Annotated in this window: 16 protein-coding genes; 9 read left to right on the top strand and 7 right to left on the bottom strand. The window is 57.0% G+C overall.

Annotated elements, in window-relative coordinates:
• Positions 1–71 precede the first annotated feature (71 nt).
• Positions 72–590: an LEA/WHy family protein gene (locus tag ACNKU7_RS15040; RefSeq protein ID WP_418297818.1), complete on the bottom strand. Its 519-nt coding sequence runs from the start codon at positions 588–590 to the stop codon at positions 72–74.
• 208 nt (positions 591–798) lie between these two features.
• Between ACNKU7_RS15040 and ACNKU7_RS15035 the strand changes: the two genes are divergently transcribed.
• On the top strand, positions 799–1,803 hold the full coding sequence (locus ACNKU7_RS15035; protein ID WP_418297817.1) for a mechanosensitive ion channel family protein: 1,005 nt from the start codon (positions 799–801) through the stop codon (positions 1,801–1,803).
• Between the two features lie 3 nt (positions 1,804–1,806).
• Here ACNKU7_RS15035 and ACNKU7_RS15030 read toward each other — a convergent pair whose 3' ends face one another.
• Both ACNKU7_RS15030 and maiA read right to left on the bottom strand, forming a co-directional pair.
• Positions 1,807–2,910 (bottom strand): NADH:flavin oxidoreductase/NADH oxidase, encoded by a 1,104-nt coding sequence (locus ACNKU7_RS15030; protein WP_418297816.1) that lies wholly within the window; start codon positions 2,908–2,910, stop codon positions 1,807–1,809.
• A 66-nt stretch (positions 2,911–2,976) separates the two neighbouring features.
• Positions 2,977–3,615 carry a maleylacetoacetate isomerase gene (maiA, locus tag ACNKU7_RS15025; RefSeq protein ID WP_418297815.1) on the bottom strand — a complete coding sequence of 213 codons (639 nt, stop codon included), beginning with the start codon at positions 3,613–3,615 and terminating at the stop codon, positions 2,977–2,979.
• Positions 3,616–4,009: 394 nt separating this feature from the next.
• Between maiA and ACNKU7_RS15020 the strand changes: the two genes are divergently transcribed.
• The 5 genes from ACNKU7_RS15020 to ACNKU7_RS15000 all read left to right on the top strand — a co-directional run bounded on the left by ACNKU7_RS15020 (position 4,010) and on the right by ACNKU7_RS15000 (position 10,817).
• Complete coding sequence (locus tag ACNKU7_RS15020; RefSeq protein WP_418297814.1) at positions 4,010–4,534, top strand: MarR family winged helix-turn-helix transcriptional regulator; 525 nt, start codon at positions 4,010–4,012, stop codon at positions 4,532–4,534.
• Positions 4,535–4,613: 79 nt separating this feature from the next.
• Entirely contained in the window at positions 4,614–5,807 is a 1,194-nt protein-coding gene (locus tag ACNKU7_RS15015; protein ID WP_418297813.1) for an amino acid aminotransferase, read from the top strand.
• A gap of 164 nt (positions 5,808–5,971) precedes the next feature.
• A complete protein-coding gene (locus ACNKU7_RS15010) occupies positions 5,972–7,375 on the top strand; it encodes a class II 3-deoxy-7-phosphoheptulonate synthase (protein WP_418297812.1) in 1,404 nt (467 codons plus the stop codon).
• Positions 7,376–7,519: 144 nt separating this feature from the next.
• On the top strand, positions 7,520–8,221 hold the full coding sequence (locus tag ACNKU7_RS15005; protein WP_418297811.1) for a glutathione S-transferase family protein: 702 nt from the start codon (positions 7,520–7,522) through the stop codon (positions 8,219–8,221).
• Positions 8,222–8,588: 367 nt separating this feature from the next.
• Complete coding sequence (locus ACNKU7_RS15000; protein WP_418297810.1) at positions 8,589–10,817, top strand: M3 family metallopeptidase; 2,229 nt, start codon at positions 8,589–8,591, stop codon at positions 10,815–10,817.
• A gap of 111 nt (positions 10,818–10,928) precedes the next feature.
• Here ACNKU7_RS15000 and ACNKU7_RS14995 read toward each other — a convergent pair whose 3' ends face one another.
• Positions 10,929–12,581 (bottom strand): amidohydrolase, encoded by a 1,653-nt coding sequence (locus ACNKU7_RS14995; protein ID WP_418297809.1) that lies wholly within the window; start codon positions 12,579–12,581, stop codon positions 10,929–10,931.
• A gap of 172 nt (positions 12,582–12,753) precedes the next feature.
• On the opposite strand from ACNKU7_RS14995, the gene ACNKU7_RS14990 reads away from it, so the two are divergent.
• Positions 12,754–12,960 (top strand): DUF2905 domain-containing protein, encoded by a 207-nt coding sequence (locus tag ACNKU7_RS14990; protein WP_418297808.1) that lies wholly within the window; start codon positions 12,754–12,756, stop codon positions 12,958–12,960.
• Between the two features lies 1 nt (position 12,961).
• On the opposite strand, the gene ACNKU7_RS14985 is transcribed toward ACNKU7_RS14990, so the two are convergent.
• Positions 12,962–13,444 (bottom strand): Lrp/AsnC family transcriptional regulator, encoded by a 483-nt coding sequence (locus ACNKU7_RS14985; RefSeq protein WP_010130896.1) that lies wholly within the window; start codon positions 13,442–13,444, stop codon positions 12,962–12,964.
• A 462-nt stretch (positions 13,445–13,906) separates the two neighbouring features.
• Here ACNKU7_RS14985 and ACNKU7_RS14980 point away from each other — a divergent pair, with 462 nt between their 5' ends.
• Positions 13,907–17,416 carry an indolepyruvate ferredoxin oxidoreductase family protein gene (locus ACNKU7_RS14980; RefSeq protein WP_418297807.1) on the top strand — a complete coding sequence of 1,170 codons (3,510 nt, stop codon included), beginning with the start codon at positions 13,907–13,909 and terminating at the stop codon, positions 17,414–17,416.
• 89 nt (positions 17,417–17,505) lie between these two features.
• Here the strand turns inward: ACNKU7_RS14980 and ACNKU7_RS14975 are convergent, their stop codons facing one another.
• Together ACNKU7_RS14975 and ACNKU7_RS14970 are read right to left on the bottom strand one after the other, a co-directional pair.
• Entirely contained in the window at positions 17,506–18,207 is a 702-nt protein-coding gene (locus ACNKU7_RS14975; RefSeq protein WP_418297806.1) for a ChrR family anti-sigma-E factor, read from the bottom strand.
• A gap of 11 nt (positions 18,208–18,218) precedes the next feature.
• Positions 18,219–18,800, bottom strand: a complete 582-nt coding sequence (locus ACNKU7_RS14970; RefSeq protein ID WP_418297805.1) for a sigma-70 family RNA polymerase sigma factor — start codon at positions 18,798–18,800, stop codon at positions 18,219–18,221.
• A 231-nt stretch (positions 18,801–19,031) separates the two neighbouring features.
• Between ACNKU7_RS14970 and ACNKU7_RS14965 the strand changes: the two genes are divergently transcribed.
• Positions 19,032–19,466 (top strand): nuclear transport factor 2 family protein, encoded by a 435-nt coding sequence (locus ACNKU7_RS14965; RefSeq protein ID WP_418297804.1) that lies wholly within the window; start codon positions 19,032–19,034, stop codon positions 19,464–19,466.
• The last annotated feature ends 2 nt before the right edge of the window (positions 19,467–19,468 follow it).

Raw genomic sequence — 19,468 nt, 5'->3', positions numbered from 1 at the left:
ATTCTGTTTACCTCTTTCCCTTTCAGCACTCCCCATCTCCCGTTCGTAGGGAGACCTTCCTGGTTACCCCGTTAGCGGTACTGTCCCATTTGAATCTGGCCGCGCTTGGTGACCTTGATATGCGGAATGATCGAACGGCGCAGCCCGAGTTTCGCCTCCAGCTCGTAGGGCACGGTATCGCTCTGTAGTCTGATCAGCTCTGCAGCGGCCATGAAGGATCCCATCAGGTTCGCCGAAGCATCCACCACGATCGAATCCTGCCCATAGGCGGGAATCGCAGGGAGGTTGTTTGATGTTCCGGTAACCACCTTGTGCCCTGCGAGGCTGAGGGTGTAATAGAGACCGGAAAGCGCAAGTTCGCTGTCGTTGGGATTGAACACACGCAGGTGTATGCGAAAGCGCAAGTCGCCGCTGCGGTTGTTTGGCAGGGGCTCTACTGCGGTCACTTGGACTTCAGGCTCCTGAAAGTCGGGCGACAACACCGCACACCCTTGAATCACTGCGACCATCAAGGCCAGGAGCAGGGTGCGAAATAAAACCCGGAGATTCATGTGGCTATTCGGTTGGCTGGCTGTGTAAGTCGGATTCAAGAACTACTCCTCACTGCCCGGTTGGGCCGGTTTTGCGTGTGTTAGTACGTTGGGCGGTCAACGCCTTTCCCTGACTTGTAGACCACAGTGTCAGGTATTTTGCTTCATCTAGTGTTATCGCCGTGTGATTGTCGCCACAAGTGTCGATGCGGATGCCATTTGCTAGTCTGGAGAAAGGCCTTCACGCGAGCGGCGGATCCTGCGAGCTATGTCTCCATTGTCACCCATACAGATTGTTCTCTCTGCGAACTTGTGGCGATTGCAGGCACAAACATCGCCGGTGTCCCCGGAGCAGGGCGAGGAGCTGGCAGATGCCCTGGAGCTGGCAAAGGTTGCGCCATCGTCGTTCGGTGTTGTGGTTGAAACAGTGACCGAATCCATGCTGGGCATCTGGCAGGGATTTCTGGGTCATATCCCATTTTTCATTGCCAGCTTGCTGATGTTGATGCTCACCTGGGGCATGGCGACATTAGCCGGGCGATTTACCCGACGCTTTGCCCGCAAGACGACCCGCAGACAGTCGCTGCAGGATTTACTGGTGCGACTGACCAAAATCGTCATCTGGATACTGGGCCTGCTGTTTACGGCGATGGTGCTCTTCCCGGGGCTGACACCCGCCAAGGCATTGGGTGGGCTCGGCTTGCTGTCTGTGGCGGTGGGCTTTGCCTTCAAGGATATTTTTGAGAACTTTTTTGCCGGGATCCTGATCCTGTGGCGATTTCCTTTTGAAGCAGGCGACGTCATCAAGTGTGAAAATGTACAGGGTAGGGTGGAGGCGGTGGAGGTGCGTAATACCACTATTCGCCGCACAACCGGGGAGCTGGTCATCGTGCCGAACCTTTTCCTGTTCAAGAATCCCTGTGAGATTCTCACTGATCGCAATAAGCGTCGGATTACCGTCATTGCGGGTATTGCGTATGGAGAGAATTTGGCAGCCGCCGTGAAGGTGATCGAAGACGCCGTCACTTCCTGTAAGACCGTGAGGGACGATGAGCCCGTGCAAATATTTCCGCAGGCCTTTGGTGACAGCAGTATCGACATCGAAGTCACCTGGTGGGCGGGCTCGACGCCGCTGGAAGAGCGCCGCTCCCGTGGTGAAGTCGTTACCGCGGTGAAGCAGGCATTGGACGATGCCGGTATCGAGATTCCATTTCCGTACCGCACCCTGGTGTTCAGGGACGCGCTCAAGCTTGATGGTGCGCCTGAGGATTAGGCTTCAGTCATCAAAAAGGTCGGGGAACTGCCGTGGCTGGGAGCGCAGGTACTGCTTGGGCGCCTTTATGGTCGCGCCTAGGTGTGCGGCTGCATGCCATGGCCAACGGGGGTTGTAGAGCAAGCCTCGGCCCAGGGCAACCAGATCCGCGTCGCCGGTTCCCACGATAGCCTCCGCATGATCGAAGTCTGTGATCAAACCCACCGCGACAACGGGCACGGATACTGCCTGTTTGACCTCGCGGGCTAGGGGAACCTGATAGCCGGGCCCCACCGGGATTTGTTGCGCCGGGTGCAGGCCGCCGCTTGATACATGGATGGCGCCGCAGCCCCGCCGCTCAAGCGTTTTGGCAAAGGTAACTGTCTGCTCCAAATCCCAGCCATGGGTTACCCAGTCTGTGGCCGAGACCCGGATGGAGACCGGGTAGTGGGCTGGAACGGCATCGCGCACGGCTTCGAATACTTCCAGGGGAAAGCGCATCCGGTTTTCCAGTGTCCCGCCGTATTCGTCCTGTCGCTGGTTCGACAGGGGAGAGAGGAACTGGTGAAGCAGGTAGCCATGGGCTGCGTGGATCTGGATCGCATCGATACCGATTCGCACCGCGCGTCGAGCTGACTCTGCAAACGCCTCTCGCACTGCCTGCATGGCCGTCTGATCCATGGCCTCAGGTGGCTGTTCTCCCGGCTGGTAGGCGATTGAGGAGGGGCCGACGGTTTGCCAGCCGTTGCGCTGCGTCAACGCAATTTGCTTGCCGCCGAGCCAGGGGAGATCCGTAGATGCCTTGCGGCCGGCATGCGCCAGCTGGATAGCGATCGGCATATCGGACCACTGGCGGATCGCATCCAGGGTACGCGCCATCGCCGCTTCGTTCTGGTCGTCCCAAAGGCCGACATCGGCGTAACTGATGCGGCCCTCCGGCAATACAGCGGTAGCCTCGATCGTCAGCAGGCCAGCTCCGGAGACCGCCAGCTGCCCCAGGTGCATCAGGTGCCAGTCAGTCATGCAGCCGTCAACGGCCGAATACTGGCACATCGGGGCGATCACGATTCGGTTTGGCAGTGTGAGTGAACCAAGGGTTAAAGGTTCGAACAGCTTTGGAGTGCTCATGGATCTTTCCTGACTCTACCGGGAAGCGGGATCGTTGTGCTTGTACGGCCAGCGGCGGAGCTGCCGTTACAGCGTACTGTCGGATTGATTTTCCGGGCGCGCATCGATGAACGCCGGCAGGACGGCACAGGCTTCGCTGATCTGTTTGATCGCGGGGTACTGCCCGATATCCACACCAAAGCGCTCGGCATTGTAGATCTGGGGAATCAGGCAGCATTCGAAAAGACCGGGGGTTTGCCCGCCGGCAAAAGGACTGTCGGCGGATATTTCCAGTTGTGTTTCCAGTGCCGTGAACCCGGAGTTAATCCAGTGGCGGATCCAACCAAGTTTCTGCTCATCACTGACACCCAGTTCGGATTGCAGGTATTTCAAGATTCGCAGGTTCTGGATTGGCTGGATGTCGCAGGCGACATTGTAGGCGAGCGCGCGGACTCGGGCGCGCTCCAGGGCGTTGGCGGGTAGCAGTGCAGGCTGGGGGTGTGTCTCTTCCAGCCACTCAATGATCGCCAGTGACTGAGTGAGAATATTGCCGTTGTCTACCAGTGCCGGCACCAACCCCTGGGGATTGAGTGCGCGGTATGCCTCTCCCAGCTGTTCGTTCTTCAGCAGGTTTACCGGTTGGTACTGGTAATCAAGGCCTTTCAGATTTAGCGCGATGCGAACGCGGTAGCTGGCTGACGAGCGGAAGTATCCGTGGAGATCCATTAAGTGCGATCCTTTTCTTTATCGGGTTTGACCCTGCGTTGATGGGTTGCAGGTGTATACGGGCTGCGTTAAAACCAGGTCGGGGTGACGCTGTTGGTGGATTGCGTCGGAAACGGTAACTTCTGCGCAAAAATTTCGCGCCGAGACTGTTTTTTGACAGCAAAAATGGCGCAATAGTCCGTATAATGCGCGGCCGTTCTCGTTTCGTATAGCACGACCGTGCTTACTGGAAGTATTGCCCAGACTCCAATGGCTGCGGAGATGGGGGTGACACATCTCGCCGGGAGTCCAAGACTGCCCAAAAATTCCTACGGCAGTGGTTACAATTGAAACCAATCTTAGTTACATTTGAAACCTCGTACAACCCCGACTCTCAGCAGGTAAATTAACCGCGATGACCACTAATAACATGACAAAGGGCGACCGGGATCTTGAGCATTCTCTGGACGCCGTTCGCCCAGATGACCTGCGGCTGGAAAAGTTTTTACCCTATCGCCTGTCCGTGCTCTCAAACCGTGTGAGTAACGCTATAGCGCAGGCTTACGGCGAGCGCTTCGACCTCACCATTCCTGCGTGGCGCGTGATGGCGATCCTGGGGCGTTTCCCCAATCTTTCCGCCGCAGACCTGGTTGAGCAGACTGCCATGGATAAAGTGGCAATCAGTCGCGCGGTGTCCATTTTACTTCGCAATGATTACATCACCCGCAGTGAGGATCTCTCGGATCGTCGCCGGCAAGTGCTCAATTTGTCGGAGCTTGGACGTGATGTCTATGAGCGCATCGTGCCGCTGGCACAGCAGTACGAGAATGATTTGATGGGCTCGCTCTCCGACGAAGAGCGCCGTCAACTGGATAGCATCATTGAAAAATTGATGAGCCGCGCCCAGGACTGGGCCAACCGTGGCCTGCTTGACCGCTAAATTGAATTGAATGTGTTGGCAGCACAGAGCGCATTTCAAGATTTTTGCACCGGCTGCCGTTCCCTGACAGGAGTTACCTATGTTTGACCATCTGAATAGTCTTCCGGCCGACCCCATCCTGGGGCTGCTTGCCACTTACCGCGCCGATGAAAACCCCAACAAGATTGATTTGGGTGTCGGCGTTTATAAGGACGAAGCAGGGCATACGCCAGTGCTGCAGGCGGTAAAAGAGGCGGAAACGCGCCTGTTGCAGAGCGAAGAAACCAAGGCGTACATCGGGCCTGCTGGTACTCCGGGATTCAACACCGCGATGCAGGAACTGGTATTGGGCGCCGGCCATCCCGCATTGATCGCCGACCGCGTGCGTTCCGCACAGACCCCCGGCGGTTGTGGCGCTTTGCGTGTGCTGGCCGAGTTCGCCAACCGCGCCAAGGCCGGCGCTACTATTTGGGTAAGTGATCCGACTTGGGCAAACCACGTTCCATTGCTCGGCAATGCCGGCCTGCATATCAAGAGTTACCCCTACTATGATCGCGAGACCAGCAGCCTGAAGTTCGATGCCATGGTGGAGACGCTGAAGAACGTTGGGGAAGGTGACCTGGTGCTGTTGCACGCCTGCTGCCACAACCCCTGTGGCGCGGACCTGACCCGCGAGCAGTGGCATGTATTGGCGGAAATGGCTCAAAAACAGGGCTTTACGCCATTCATCGATATGGCTTATCAGGGCTTCGGCGACAGCCTGGACGATGACGCCTATGGTCTGCGTCTGATGGCGGAGTCGGTACCGGAGATGCTGGTTGCGGCCTCCTGCTCAAAGAACTTTGGCTTGTATCGTGAGCGTGTCGGCATGGCCATGGTTGTTTATCGCGATGCTGCGGCCGCTGATCGCGGTCAGAGCCAGTTGCTGAACGTTGTGCGTGGGAATTATTCCATGCCGCCGAACCATGGTGGGGCGATTGTCGAAGCGATCCTGACTGATGCCGGCTTGCGGGCCAACTGGGAGGCGGAGCTGACCGAGATGCGCGAGCGTATCAACAGTTTGCGCAGCGGATTGGTTGAGAGCCTGGATGCTGCAGGCGCCGCTGGTAATTTCAGCTTTATTCAGCGCCAGAAGGGCATGTTCTCATTTTTGGGTATTACCCCGGAGCAGGTGCACAAGCTGCAGCAGGACTACTCGATTTATATGGTAGATTCCAGCCGCATTAGCATCGCGGGGCTTAGCCAGAGTAATATGAATTACTTCTGCGAGTCTGTGGCCAAAGTATTGGCATAAGGCCGAGCATGGGTGGTGCATTGATGGCGCCACCCTCGTTTCTCGACAGGGCAGGCACGGTCAATTCGACGTGTCTGCCCTTGTATTATCGGCGGCAGCCGAATTGTTGCGATTGCGTCCCCGCTTGCGCAATGAGTAGTTTGATTTGAAAGCAGGACCTAAAAATGGAAGTTGAGGTAGTTGATACCGTGTCTGTAACCCCCGAGCCTGAATCCGTCGTAAAACCCTGGGATCCCGCCAGCTGGCGCAAGCTTACTGCCCACCAGCAGCCCAAATACAATTCTCAGGATGCCGTCGCCGACGTGGAGCGCCAGTTGTCGGGCTTCCCGCCACTGGTCTTTGCCGAAGAGGCTCGTGAACTGCGCCGGCAGTTGGCACAGGTTGCGGAGGGCAAAGCCTTTTTGTTGCAGGGGGGCGACTGTGCGGAGTCGTTCGCGGACTTCAATGCAAATCGTATTCGCGACACCTTCAAGGTTCTGCTGCAGATGGCGGTGGTGCTCACCTTTGCCGGGAACCTGCCGGTTGTGAAAGTGGCCCGTATGGCCGGGCAATATGCCAAGCCACGTTCAGCCGATACGGAGACGGTGGATGGTGTGGAGCTGCCCAGCTACCGCGGCGATATCATCAACGGGATTGATTTCACCGCCGAGTCAAGAGTGCCGGATCCCCAGCGTATGCTGACGGCCTATAACCAGTCTGCGGCTACGCTGAATCTCCTGCGTGCATTCGCGCAGGGCGGGCTTGCGGATCTGCACCAGGTACATGCGTGGAACCTGAGCTTCCTCGAAAACAACCCTCTGAGAGACCGGTATTCGCAATTAGCCGAGCGACTTCAGGATGCGCTGGAGTTTATGGCCGTCTGCGGCGTGAATTCGGCAAATACCCCGGCGATAAGAGAGACCACGCTGTTTACGTCCCACGAGGCGTTATTGCTCAATTACGAGCAGGCCCTGACACGCACGGACAGTCTTACCGGCAAGTGGTACGACTGCTCGGCGCATATGCTGTGGATTGGCGAGCGCACGCGGCAGCTGGACGCCGCGCACGTGGAGTTCCTTGCGGGCGTCTGGAACCCAATCGGGGTGAAAGTCGGGCCGGGAATGGCCACCGACGAACTGATTCGCCTGATTGATCGCCTGAACCCAAATAATGAGCCGGGCCGGTTGACGCTGATCACCCGCATGGGGGCAGATACGCTGGGTGAAAAACTGCCGAACCTGGTGCGCGCCGTGCAAAGGGAAGGGCGTTCAGTAGTGTGGAGTACCGACCCGATGCACGGCAATACGGAAAAAGCCAGCAGCGGTTTCAAGACCCGGAATTTTGACAATATCCTGCGCGAAATCCGCGACTTCTTTGCGGTACATCGTGCAGAGGGCAGCCATCCCGGCGGCATCCACCTTGAAATGACCGGGCAGCATGTCACCGAGTGTACCGGTGGCGCCTGGAAAATTTCCGATGCGGATCTCGCCAGTTGTTACCGAACCCAGTGTGATCCACGCTTGAATGCCGATCAGGTGCTGGAGCTGGCTTTCTGCATATCTGAATTGTTACGCGAAGGACGCGGTTGAGCGCGCGTTCTCGCTCGGGCATCGTTATTTAAGTAGATGGCAGTGGAATGACAGGCGTGTGCCCACAGTTCCACTGCCGGCGCGGACAGCCGTTAGTTGTTTTTTTACCGTCTGGATTCAGGAGTTTCACAAGGGAGCCATGTGATGTATCAGCTTTATATCGGTAATAAAAATTATTCCTCTTGGTCACTGCGCCCCTGGCTATTGATGACTGAGCTCGGGATTTCTTTCGGTGAAGAGTTGGTGCCTTTCGATGAGGGCGGTAGCTGGTCGAAGTTTCGTCGCTTTTCTCCCACTGGGCTGGTTCCGTGTCTTGTCGACGGTGAGATCACGGTCTGGGATTCTCTCGCAATTACGGAGTATCTCTACGAAAGCCATCGTAGCGTCTGGCCGGAGGAGGTGGGTGCTCGTGCGTGGGCGCGCTGTGCAGCGGCAGAAATGCACTCAGGTTTTTCTGCGCTGCGCAATCAGTGCAGCATGAACTGCGGGGTCACGGTGCGCCTTGAGCGGATTGATGATGCGCTGCAAAAAGACCTGGATCGGATTGATGAGCTCTGGCAGCAGGGACTTGATCGATTCGGGGGGCCATTTCTGGCCGGTGGGACGTTTACGGCGGTGGACGCATTTTTTGCGCCGGTGGCAATGCGCTTGGCGGGGTATGGCCTTTCGCTCAGTAGCGCCAGCACGGAATACGCTGCGCGTTTGCGGGCCCTTTCGGGCATGCAGGCTTGGGTAGAGGCCGCGCTAAGTGAGCCCTGGCGCGAGGAGGATCATGAACAGGAGCTCATTCGCCAGGGAGCCATCGTGGAAGATCGTCGGCAACCGCACTCCATTCCGGGCGCGTAATCTTTGCGCAGATAGTTAAAGTGCTTCCGATCCCCCGGAAGCGCACCTTCACCATGCAATCAACGGCAAGCCAGGAACTGGCGACGCCGTTGATATATCAGTGAAAAACAATGCACTTAATAAGCCGTTATCAAATGACGTTTTTAACATAGCAAGTAGCAACCTCCGAAAAGTTAATCAGCGGTGGGGGAGCAGTCGCGCTAATTCATCGTTTCATCGCGGCAGGTTAGTCATATAGGGCATGGGCGTGGAGATATGCCGGATGGCGGGGTACACTCGGCCAACTATTTAGTAACACTCGATACTAATGGCGTACAAATGGCGCCTGAACAATTACCCAATACCAATAACTAAGAGGACCATGCCGATGCGTCAAACCCTGATCGCTATGTCCATTGCCGCCGCGCTGGCGACTATGGCTGGGTGCAGCAAAGAATCCCAAAATCTGGAAACTGCGGTTGTTCCGGAATCTGCGGCGGTGGCAATTGCCGAGTCCGGGCAGGTGACAGCGACGCTGAGTAACCCTCTGCTTGTCGAGTGGAAAGGCCCATACGGGGGCGTGCCGGCGTTTGACAAGATGAAGGTTGCTGACCTCAAGCCGGCGCTTGAATTTGGTATGGCGGAGAGGCTGGCCGAAGTTGATGCGATTGCCAACAGCCCTGAGCCGGCGACATTTGCCAACACCATTGAGGCAATGGAGCGCAGTGGCAAGGCACTGAATCGTGTGTTCACCTATTGGGGTATCTGGAGCGGCAATATGTCGTCTCCGGAATTCCGCGCTGTACAAGCGGAAATGGCCCCAAAGCTGGCCGCCTTCAACAGTAAAATTGTTCAAAACGACAAGTTGTTTCAGCGCGTAAAGGCTGTGTACGACGCGCGCAAAACCGCCAACCTGAATGCAGAACAGTTGCGAGTGGTCGAGCTGGTATACGATCAGTTCGCAACCAACGGTGCGACACTGACAGGCGAAGCCAAAGCGCGTTATGCCGAGATCAATAATCGCCTCGCGGAACTCCACACCCGTTTTGCCAACAATGTGCTGGCCGATGAGGAGGGGTACGATCTCTTCCTGACCAGCGACCAGCTTGCCGGCCTGCCGGAATCATTCGTCGCTGCAGCCGCAGCGCTCGCGGAAGAAAAAGGTGAGAAGGGCAAATACGCAATCACCAATACCCGCTCCTCCATGGATCCTTTCCTGACGTACTCCGATAACCGCGAGCTGCGCGAGAAGGTCTGGAATAACTATTACAGTCGCGGTGACAACGGCGGTGAGCACGATAACAATGCGATCATCGCCGAGATCCTGAAGCTGCGCGATGAGCGTGTGGGCCTGCTTGGCTTTGAAAATTATGCCCAGTGGCGCCTGCAAAATCGCATGGCGAAAAACCCGGCCAATGCAATCGAGCTGATGGAGGCGGTATGGCCTGCTGCGGTGGCTCGTGTGCATGAAGAGGTGGCAGACATGCAGGCGGTGGCCGATGCTGAGAAGGCAGGTATCAAGATCGAGCCGTGGGATTATCGCTACTATGCGGAGAAGGTTCGCAAAGCCAAGTACGACCTGAACTCCGATGAAGTTAAGCAATACCTGCAGCTCGACAAGCTGCGTGAAGGTATGTTTTACGTGGCCGGTGAACTGTTCAATTTCGCTTTTACTCCGGTTAAAGAGGGTTCCGTACCGGTCTTCCATGAAGACGTGAAGGTATGGGAAGTAACAGACAAGACGACCGGAGCGCACATCGGCTTGTGGTACCTGGATCCATTCGCTCGCGCCGGTAAACGGTCTGGAGCCTGGGCGAGTATGTACCGCGATCACACGACCTTCGATGGCAAGCAGACGGTACTCGCCTCAAACAACTCCAATTTCATAAAGGGTGCGCCTGGTGAACCGGTGTTGGTGAGTTGGGACGATGCCGAAACTTTCTTCCATGAATTCGGCCACGCACTGCACTTTCTCGCGTCCAATGTAGCGTATCCGACCCTGAACAGTGGTGTGCGTGATTACACCGAGTTCCAGTCCCAGTTACTGGAGCGTTGGTTGAGCACTGATCCGATCATCGACAATTACCTGGTGCACTATAAGACTGGTGAGCCGATCCCTGCGGAACTTGTGGCCAAGATCAAGAAAGCCGCCGACTTCAACCAGGGCTTCGCAACCACTGAATACCTGGCTTCTGCGCTGGTTGATATGAAACTGCACACCACGGATCCGGAAGGTATTGACCCGGATAAATTCGAGCGTGAAACCCTGCAGGCCCTGGGTATGCCTTCGGAGCTGGTGATGCGTCACCGCACGCCGCACTTCGGCCATATCTTCTCTGGTGAAGGCTACTCTGCAGGATACTACGGGTACATGTGGGCCGATGTCCTGACGTCTGATGCGTCCGAAGCTTTTGCCGAAGCGGAGGGTGGTTTCTACGATAAAGAAGTGGCGGGCAAACTGGTGAAGTACCTGTTCGCGCCGCGTAATGCTATGGATCCGGCGGAAGCGTACCGACTGTTCCGTGGGCGCGATGCGGGTATCGAGCCGTTGATGCGCGATCGGGGTTTTCCGGTACCGGGTGAGAAAACCAAGTCGGTGGCGACTGCCTCGAACTAAGTTTACTCACGTGACCTGTGTAAAGTAAAAAGCCGCGGCACCTGATGTGCCGCGGCTTTTTTATGGGCGGTTCCCGACGCTGAGAAACAGCTGGGAGTGTACGTCAAACGCTTACATATTGCGCGCGTACACTTTCTCGCCTTCCACCCAGGTTTCCAGTACCTGTACTTTCCAGATCTCTTGCGGATCAATGGTGAAGATATCCCGGTCAAGCAGGATAAAGTCAGCAAACTTGCCGGGCTCCAGGTTGCCGATGAACTGTTCCTGGTGGCTGGCATAGGCAGCGTCCAGGGTGAAGGAGCGCAGCGCTTCTTCCATCGTCATCGCTTCTTCCATATGCCAGCCTTTATCTGGTTGCCCTTGCCGGTCCCGACGCGTGACCGCGGCATGCAGGCCGAAAAGCGGATTGACCGGCTCTACAGGGAAGTCAGAACCGGAAGCAATCCTGGTGCCCTGCTCGAGGAACTTCCGCCATGCGTAGGCACCTTCTAGGCGCTTCTCGCCCAGGCGGTCGCCAGCCATATTCTTGTCGCTGGTTGCGTGTACCGGCTGCATGGAAGCGATCAGGTTCAGGGATGGAAACTGCTCGATATCGTCCAGTGTCAGCACCTGGGCGTGTTCGATACGGTGGCGGAACGGCTTCTGGTCATGCTCCTTGTTAAGCGCGTGGAACATGTCCAGTACGATCTGGTTGGCGCGATCGCCAATGGCGTGCACGTTGACCTGGAACTTGCTGTCGGCGGCCAGTTTGATTTGGCTCAACAGTTCGCTTTTCTGATGAATCAGCAGGCCTTTTTCGCCCGGGCGATCATGGTAGGGCTGGAGCAGGGCGGCGCCGCGACTGCCTAGTGCGCCATCCGCATAGACCTTGACGCTGCGCACATACAGTTTTTCGTCGGCTGCGCCGACATAACCGGCACCGAGTAGTTCTGGCAGGTGTTTGTCGTCGGCCGAAAGCATCGGATAGGCGCGCAGGGGGATCGCCTTTTCCGCGGCCAGTTGGCGGTAGGCCTCCAGGGTCTGTTTCTCGATGCCGGCGTCGTGAACGCCGGTCAGGCCGAGAGACAGGGCGAGGTTAAAAGCAGTGCTGAGCGCCGCTTTTTCTTCCTGCAGGCTTGGCTGTGGGATTACGCGTTCCAGCATTGCCATTGCGTTGTCAACGAGTACGCCGCTCGGCTCGCCATGTTCATCGCGAATGATTTCTCCTCCCGCCGGCGCACGTGATTCGCGGGTGATACCCGCGCGCTTCAGCGCGGCGCTATTGGCCCACCCCGCATGCCCGTCGACGCGGCGCAGCCAAATTGGCTGGTCGATATCCAGTGCGTCGAGCTGCTGTCGGGTCGGGAATTGCTTGCCGCGCCAGAGCACCTGGTTCCAGCCGCGGCCAATCAGCCACTCGTCTGATTGCAGTTTGTGTGAAAACTGTTCAATCGCAGTGAGTGTCTGCGGCAGGTCGAGATCTCGTAGATCCAGCTGTTGCTGCAGCCTGCCCAGCCCCAGCACGTGGCCGTGGGCGTCGATCAGCCCCGGCAGCATTACCTTGCCACCGGCATCGATGGTTTTTGCCGTCGGGTACTGTTGGCTGAGTGCCGCGTAGTCACCGGTGGCCAGGACTTTGCCCTGGTCGAATACGAGCGTGTTGAATTTTTCCAGGCTGTCTTCACTGGTTTGGTAGCCGGAGAAGTTGTGCACCAGTGTTGTTGCGTGCAGGTTCCAGGAGGTGAGCAGGGCACACAAGCCGGCTAGGGTATGAGAGAGGCGCATGATTTTTAGCCTTATTAGAGCGTCTGGGTGAGTCTCCTCGATGGTATCAGCGGATAAAGTTGCTGCCAAATGGTACCCACGTGCTGCATTCGCGCATTCCGGCGGCAGGCTTATACTGGAGTGGAGGTGCGACGTATTTACGGTTTACCTGAGTGGCGAGAGGAAGGTGAATGTGAGTCGATGGTTGATTGTGGCGGGTTGCCTGATGGTGTTGATCGGGGTGGCGTTGCAGTATGCGCCCTGGTTGGTCAACTGGTTTGGACGCTTGCCCGGGGATATCCATATCGAAACCGAGCGCAGCCGAGTCTATTTCCCGATCACTACCATGATTGTCGTCAGTGTCCTGCTGAGTCTTATCATAAGTTTTTTCCGCCGCTGAATTATTTTTCCAGCAGCTGATCCAGTGGCAGCTCCGTGCGGTAGCGTACCTGCTTGAGCGAGAAGCTACTCTTGATATGGTCGATACCGGGGAGCTCCGTGAGTTTCTTGTCGAGAAACTCCTGATAGGCATGCAGGTTGGGCACGACAACGCGCAACAAATAGTCAAAATCACCGGTCATCAAATAGCACTCCATCACTTCAGGCCATTGGCCAATGGTGGACTCGAAATGCTGTAACTCTTTCTTTACCTGGTGGTTCAGGGTCACCTGAATAAATACGCTAACCGGTAATCCCACCTTGTCGGGTTCGAGCAGCGTTACCGCCCGCTTGATGAATCCCTGCTCGTGCAAATTCTTGACCCGACGGGAGCAGGGAGAGGGCGAGAGGCAAACCTTTTCCGCCAGCTCGATATTGGGGATGGTCGCGTCTTCCTGGAGTATTTCCAGAATGTGTTTGTCGATGGCATCAAGTAAGTAAGCCATAAATTAACCAGCTCTCAATGAATCGCTCATTTTAAGGTTTTGGTTTCGGCAAGTTGGCAGGCCCGGGATTTGGCTGATCCAGACTTGTGACCAAAAACGTTTATTTATTCAGAAGACGAATATAGCCATGGATCCGAAAGCCTGGCAAACCCGACGGCAGTCCCGGCTCAGGCCCACTTCCACGGTACCGGAAAGTGCCGATATGGCGGAAATGACAGTGTTTCTCATCTTTGCCCTCTGAGTTTCCAATTATTGCAGAAAAACCCAAAATTGTGGCGATTATTGTGTGTGATGGTGTCTCAGGTTGGTCATTTTGGTATGACTTGCCCGTCCAGCCAGTGATAGTTTACGGCAAAACACAATAAACAAGGCGCTGTCCCCAGCCTGATCGGTATGTGCTCGTTGCAACAACAACGGAAGCCCCGGCAGGTGATGCGCCGCCAACAGATGTAGGTAATTGCGATGGCGATGGTCGAAAGCGATCAGGAATTTGGATTCGACGGCGAATACTCCCTGAAGACAGCCTTTACCCGTGAAAGCGGCCGCGTTTTTCTTACCGGGATTGATGCCCTGGTGCGTCTGCCGCTGATGCAAAAGCAGCTGGATGAGCGGGCAGGGCTGAATACGGCCGGGTTTATCTCCGGCTATCGTGGCTCCCCCCTTGGTGGATTTGACCAGACCCTTTGGCGGCACAAGAAGCTGCTGGCTGAACGGGATATTCACTTTGAGCCCGGGATCAACGAAGACCTCGGTGCTACCAATATCTGGGGCACGCAGTTGCTCGATCATTACCGCCGTCAGGCAACTCGCGACGGGGTATTTTCGATCTGGTATGGCAAGGGCCACGGCGTTGATCGCAGCGCTGATGTGTTTCGCCAGGCGAATATCCAGGGCACCTCGAAACTCGGCGGCGTGCTCGCCCTGTGTGGCGACGACCACACGGCGGAATCCTCGATGTTCTCCCACAATACCGATCAGATTTTTGAATCGGTAATGATGCCCCTGTTATTTCCGGCAGATATTGAGGAATACCTTACCCTCGGTTTGGCCGGCATAGCACTGTCACGGTTTTCCGGGCTCTGGGTGGGTTTCAAGACCATTACCGAAACAGTAGAGTCCGGATCTTCTATTCTCGTGCCTTCGCTGCCGGAATTTGTGCTGCCCGGAGAGTTCCCAATCCCACCCCATGGGCTCAATTACGATCCCAACCTTAACTGGCCCGCCGAACGCATGGAGTATGAGCGGCGCATGCTGGAGGAACGGCTGCCTGCAGCACAGGCCTTCGCCTATGCCAACGGACTCGATAAGACCGTCGTTGCAGCGCCGGTGAAGCGCTTCGGCATCGTCACTGTCGGCAAGGCGCACGGTGACCTGATGGAGGCGCTGAAGCTGCTCGAGTTGAGCGAGTCGGATCTGCACCGGGCGGGAATCTCCATTCACAAGGTTGCTATGACCTGGCCGCTTGAGCCCCGTGGCATGAGCGAGTTTGCCCGTGGCATGGACCGTATTCTTGTGGTGGAGGAGAAGCGCCCGCTGGTCGAGGACCAGATGAAAAATCTTTTCTACGGTTGGAGCGACGCGGATCGGCCTCGGGTAAGCGGTAAGAAAGACCTGAATGGCAATGATCTGCTGCCGGCAATCTGGGGATTTGGTCCGGATCAGGTGGCCAGGGCAATTGCCCGCTGGCTGGGTGATACTGAGCTGGCCGAGCGGCTGGTGCGGTGCGCGGAGAGGCTCGGCACCAATGTTGTGCCGAAAGCCGAAGGGCTGCTGGCGCGTGAGCCGATTTTCTGTGCCGGCTGTCCGCACAATTCATCGACCAAGTTGCCCGAGGGTAGTACCGGTAGCGCGGGTATCGGCTGTCATATCATGGCGCTGGGCAAGGGGCTGCGCACCGATACCTATTCGCATATGGGGGGGGAAGGCGCACACTGGGTGGGGTTGCATCGCTTCTCCAGCGACAAGCATATTTTCCAGAATATGGGTGACGGAACTTACAACCACTCCGGTTTGCTGGCGATCCGCCAGGCTGTCGCCAGCAAGGTCAATATCACCTACAAAATCCTGTTAAATGACGCCGTCGCGATGACGGGCGGGCAGCCCGCCGATGGCGAAGTCACTGTGCCCACGCTGTCCCGGCAGTTGCTGGCCGAAGGTGTCGGCAGGGTTTGTCTGGTGAGTGAAAACCCGGGTTTCTGGCGTAACCAGCGCGGGCAGCTGCCAGCTGCGCTGCAAATATACGATCGCAGCGAACTGGATTCTGTACAGCGAGAGTTGCGCGATACTTCCGGCGTTACCGCCATTATCTATGAGCAGGTGTGTGCGGCGGAAAAGCGTCGTCGACGTAAAAAAGGCCAGATGCCGGATCCGGCGAAACGCCTTTTGATTAACCATCGGGTTTGTGAAGGCTGCGGTGATTGCAGTGTGCAGTCGAGCTGCATTGCGGTAGAGCCTTTGGAAACAGAATACGGCCGCAAGCGCCAGGTGAACCAGTCGAGCTGTAATAAGGATATGCGCTGTGCCGATGGTTTCTGTCCCAGTTTCGTTTCCGTTGAGGGCGGTACGCTCAAGAAGCCGGAAGTCAATGTGCTCGCACAGGCGATCGACAGTGCGTGCAGTTCGCTGCCCGCCGCGCCGCAACCACAACTGACTGAACCGCTGAATATTCTGGTGGCGGGGATTGGCGGTAGCGGGGTGTTGACCGTGGCGGCGCTGTTGGGAATGGCGGCGCACCTGGAAGAGAAGGGCAGTACCACCCTGTATTTCACCGGCCTCTCACAAAAAAATGGCGCAGTGGTGGCTCATGTGAAAGTCGCCGAGCGGCCGGAAGATATTACCACCGCGCGTATTCGCGATGGTGCGGCACATCTGTTGGTCGGGTGTGACATGGTGACTGCAGCAGCCCAGCGCAACAAATTTGCCACCGGGCAGATTCGGGCGCTGGTCAACACGGCTGAAGTCCCCGTTGCGGCGTTTGTGCGCAACAACGACATCGCCTTCCCGGCTGATGCAACCAGCGGCAGTATTGAAGCTGTTGCAGGGGAGTATTTTGCATTCGATGCCAACCGCTACGCCGAGGCGCTGTTTGGCGACTCAGTGGCAGCCAACCTGATGATGCTCGGCTATGCCTGCCAGCGCGGACTGCTCCCGGTTACCCAGAAAGCGCTGGAGCGGGCGGTGGAGCTGAACGGTGTCGCGGTCGAGAGCAACCTGCGAGCCTTCCGCGCCGGTCGGTTGCTGGCCGAAAATCCGAATGCGATCAATCAGCTGTTGGCGCCGGAACAGCCGGTGAAAATCGTCGATCAGGTGGAAACAGTGGATGCATTGGTAGAGCGCCTCGCCGGAGAGCTTAAGGCCTACCAGAGCGGCGCCTATGCGAAGGTGTTTCATCGCGCCATCACTACCCTCCATGCATCTGAAAAGCAGCTTGCTGGCAGCGATGGCAGTTTGACCCGCGCGGCCGCTGCCAGCCTGTTCAAGGCGATGGCCTATAAAGATGAATATGAAGTGGCGCGCCTGTATAGCGGCGAATCTTTCCAGCGCCAGTTGCGGGAAACTTTCAGCGGCGATTACCGGTTGAACTTCCTGATGGCGCCGCCGCTTCTGGCGCGTCCCGATGCCTCCGGCAAGGTGCGTAAAATCACCCTGGGCCCCTGGCTGGCCAAGTTGTTGCCGGTGCTGGCAAAAGGAAAGGTCATTCGCGGGACTTTGCTTGATATCTTCGGCTACACCGCCGAGCGCAGGGAAGAGCGCCGTTGGGCGCGGGAAGTCCGCAATGCCGTGTTGCTCGTAGCCTCAGGCTTGAACGACAGTAATCGCGACCAGGCTATGGCGTTGCTGTCATTGCCACAGCAGGTGCGGGGTTACGGGCATGTGCGCGCGGCAAGCTACGCGAAAGTGCGGGACGACTGGCAGCGGTTGTTGGGCGGTTTTCACAGCGGGAATGCTGTGTCAGGCGCTGTCGCGGTATAGAAGAGGGTTACCCTGAGTCTGCTGCCCGGCTGCCACAGGCAAATGATTGCCTGTGGCAGCCGGGCGATCTCAGTCGAGATGCCGAGTGGTTAACTGGCTCGGAAGGAAAGGAACGGATTTACCAGCCAGCCGAGTACACCGGTTACCGCAACTGGTGCCTCTACTACCGAAAGGCACAGGCACTCCTGATCTTCCGTGGCGATTGGCCTGTGCACTTCTCCCGGACGGCGCACAAGGAAGTCTCCCTGCTTGTAGACGCCGTCTGCGTCGGAAAAGCTGCCGTGTAACACGACGATGATTTCTTCACCCCGGTGGTCGTGCTCCGCTATGCGCCCGCCGCGACAGATGCGGTGGAAGGCCACTTCGTATTTGTCTTGCGCGGTTTTTAACCGGGTCATGGTCAATGCCGGGGACACGCGCCGCCATTTTAGTGGCAGGTTGCGCTTGACCACCTTGTGGATGACCTGAGGCAGGTCCGCCAGCGCGGGGTCATTGCCGATGCGGCGCGCTGGCTGCACGGGCTTGGCCGGTTCTTCGCTCTGGTCGGGATCCTCACTGGTCTCAATGCGATCCATCAGGCGCTGCAGGGCGCTGTTCGCGACCGGTTGGGGCGCGCACTGATCGAGCAGGTTGCCGCCCACGCGGTTGAGTTGCTGGTGCTGTTGCCGGCAGTGCGGGCACAGCTGTATGTGTGTGGATACCGCGAGACTTTGTGCCCACGCCAGGTTGCCAGCGCTGTACTCAAGCAGCATGTCCGCTTCAGGGTGATATTCTGGATAGTGTCGACTCATACTGACCTCGTTCACTCGGCACGCTTCATCGCGCTGTGCAATTTCTTCAGCGCGAGTCGAACCCGGGATTTAACGGTACCCAAAGGCAGACCAAGTTCCTCAGCGATTTCACTGTGAGACTTGCCCTCGATGTAGGCTTTCTCGATAACGTGGCCCTGTTCTGCCGGCAAACTGCTCAAGCCTTCTGCGATATCACGCTCATTGCGTGATTTCTGGAGCACGGCAAATGGCTGACTGTCGGGAGATTCATCCCAGATGTCGTCTACTTCGATCTCGCCATCCGTCACGTGACGGCTATTGCGGCGGATAAAGTCAATTCGACAATTGCGCATGATCGTATAGACCCAGGTGTTCGCAGATGCCTTGCGCGGATCGAAACTGGGTGCCTTGCGCCAAACCCGGAACATGACCTCCTGAACCAGCTCGTCTGCAGCTTCGTGGCTCATTACCTGGTTGCTGCGGCTGTGATGAAAACCTTTGATCAGTGGGGCAAAGTGATGGAACAGGCGTTCGAAAGCCTGCCGGTCACGCTTATTGCCTACCAGAACCAGAAGGTTGCTCCAGTCATCGTCGCGAGTTTGCTCTATCTTCACCTGATATCCGTGGATGGGTTGCTCCTGCGTCATCATAGCGGTCTGCTCTGGTTTGTCGACGGTTTCTACGGTGCAAACACACGGCTGGATCACTCCAGGTTGCAATTATCTGGCGGCAGATGGCTAAAACCCGTACCGTAGGGTCACGGTTCGTGAAAATCCTCCTGCGCGCTGATCCAGATTGCCTGTGGTGGCGTAAGTACCGGTAACTGAACAGTGATGGAAACTGCCATGCCAAACCTGCTGGCCGAACTTCAGGCTTACTACCGAAACTTTTTAACGGCTGACCCCGAGCAGCTCGGGCTTTTCTATAGGCCCGATGTAGTATTCCGGGATCCGGTGCATGAAGTTGCCGGCCTGACCGCTGTGCGCCGTTACTTTGAGGGCACCCGCGAAGGACTCAACAAGTGTGTATTCGAGTTCGACAGCCCGGTAGTGTCCGCCAATGGCGCATGCCTGCCCTGGCATATGCACTTTTCCCATCGCGCTCTTCAGGGGGGTAAGAACCTCACCCTGCGAGGCTGCAGCCTCGTTCAGTTTGAGGACAAGATCTACTTTCATGAAGACTTCTACGACATGGGCGCTATGGTCTATGAGCGGGTGCCCGTGGTCGGAAGCGTGGTGCGGGCGATCAAGTCACGCATTGCCCGAGCAGGGGAGGGCTAAGG

Source organism: Microbulbifer weihaiensis (assembly GCF_048323715.1).
In the GTDB taxonomy this organism is placed as follows: Bacteria; Pseudomonadota; Gammaproteobacteria; order Pseudomonadales; family Cellvibrionaceae; genus Microbulbifer.
Note: the sequence above shows the minus strand (reverse complement) of the source record. Positions and strands in the feature narration are given on the sequence as shown.

Excerpts from the sequence above, each read along its gene's own strand:
- ACNKU7_RS14985 (WP_010130896.1), bottom strand. The coding sequence starts at position 13,444 with ATGGCTTACTTACTTGATGCCATCGACAAACACATTCTGGAAATACTC.
- ACNKU7_RS15035 (WP_418297817.1), top strand. The coding sequence starts at position 799 with ATGTCTCCATTGTCACCCATACAGATTGTTCTCTCTGCGAACTTGTGG.
- ACNKU7_RS15000 (WP_418297810.1), top strand. The coding sequence starts at position 8,589 with ATGCGTCAAACCCTGATCGCTATGTCCATTGCCGCCGCGCTGGCGACT.
- ACNKU7_RS14975 (WP_418297806.1), bottom strand. The coding sequence starts at position 18,207 with ATGAGTCGACACTATCCAGAATATCACCCTGAAGCGGACATGCTGCTT.
- ACNKU7_RS14995 (WP_418297809.1), bottom strand. The coding sequence starts at position 12,581 with ATGCGCCTCTCTCATACCCTAGCCGGCTTGTGTGCCCTGCTCACCTCC.
- maiA (WP_418297815.1), bottom strand. The coding sequence starts at position 3,615 with ATGGATCTCCACGGATACTTCCGCTCGTCAGCCAGCTACCGCGTTCGC.
- ACNKU7_RS15005 (WP_418297811.1), top strand. The coding sequence starts at position 7,520 with ATGTATCAGCTTTATATCGGTAATAAAAATTATTCCTCTTGGTCACTG.
- ACNKU7_RS14980 (WP_418297807.1), top strand. The coding sequence starts at position 13,907 with ATGGCGATGGTCGAAAGCGATCAGGAATTTGGATTCGACGGCGAATAC.
- ACNKU7_RS15020 (WP_418297814.1), top strand. The coding sequence starts at position 4,010 with ATGACCACTAATAACATGACAAAGGGCGACCGGGATCTTGAGCATTCT.
- ACNKU7_RS15015 (WP_418297813.1), top strand. The coding sequence starts at position 4,614 with ATGTTTGACCATCTGAATAGTCTTCCGGCCGACCCCATCCTGGGGCTG.
- ACNKU7_RS14965 (WP_418297804.1), top strand. The coding sequence starts at position 19,032 with ATGCCAAACCTGCTGGCCGAACTTCAGGCTTACTACCGAAACTTTTTA.
- ACNKU7_RS15010 (WP_418297812.1), top strand. The coding sequence starts at position 5,972 with ATGGAAGTTGAGGTAGTTGATACCGTGTCTGTAACCCCCGAGCCTGAA.
- ACNKU7_RS15030 (WP_418297816.1), bottom strand. The coding sequence starts at position 2,910 with ATGAGCACTCCAAAGCTGTTCGAACCTTTAACCCTTGGTTCACTCACA.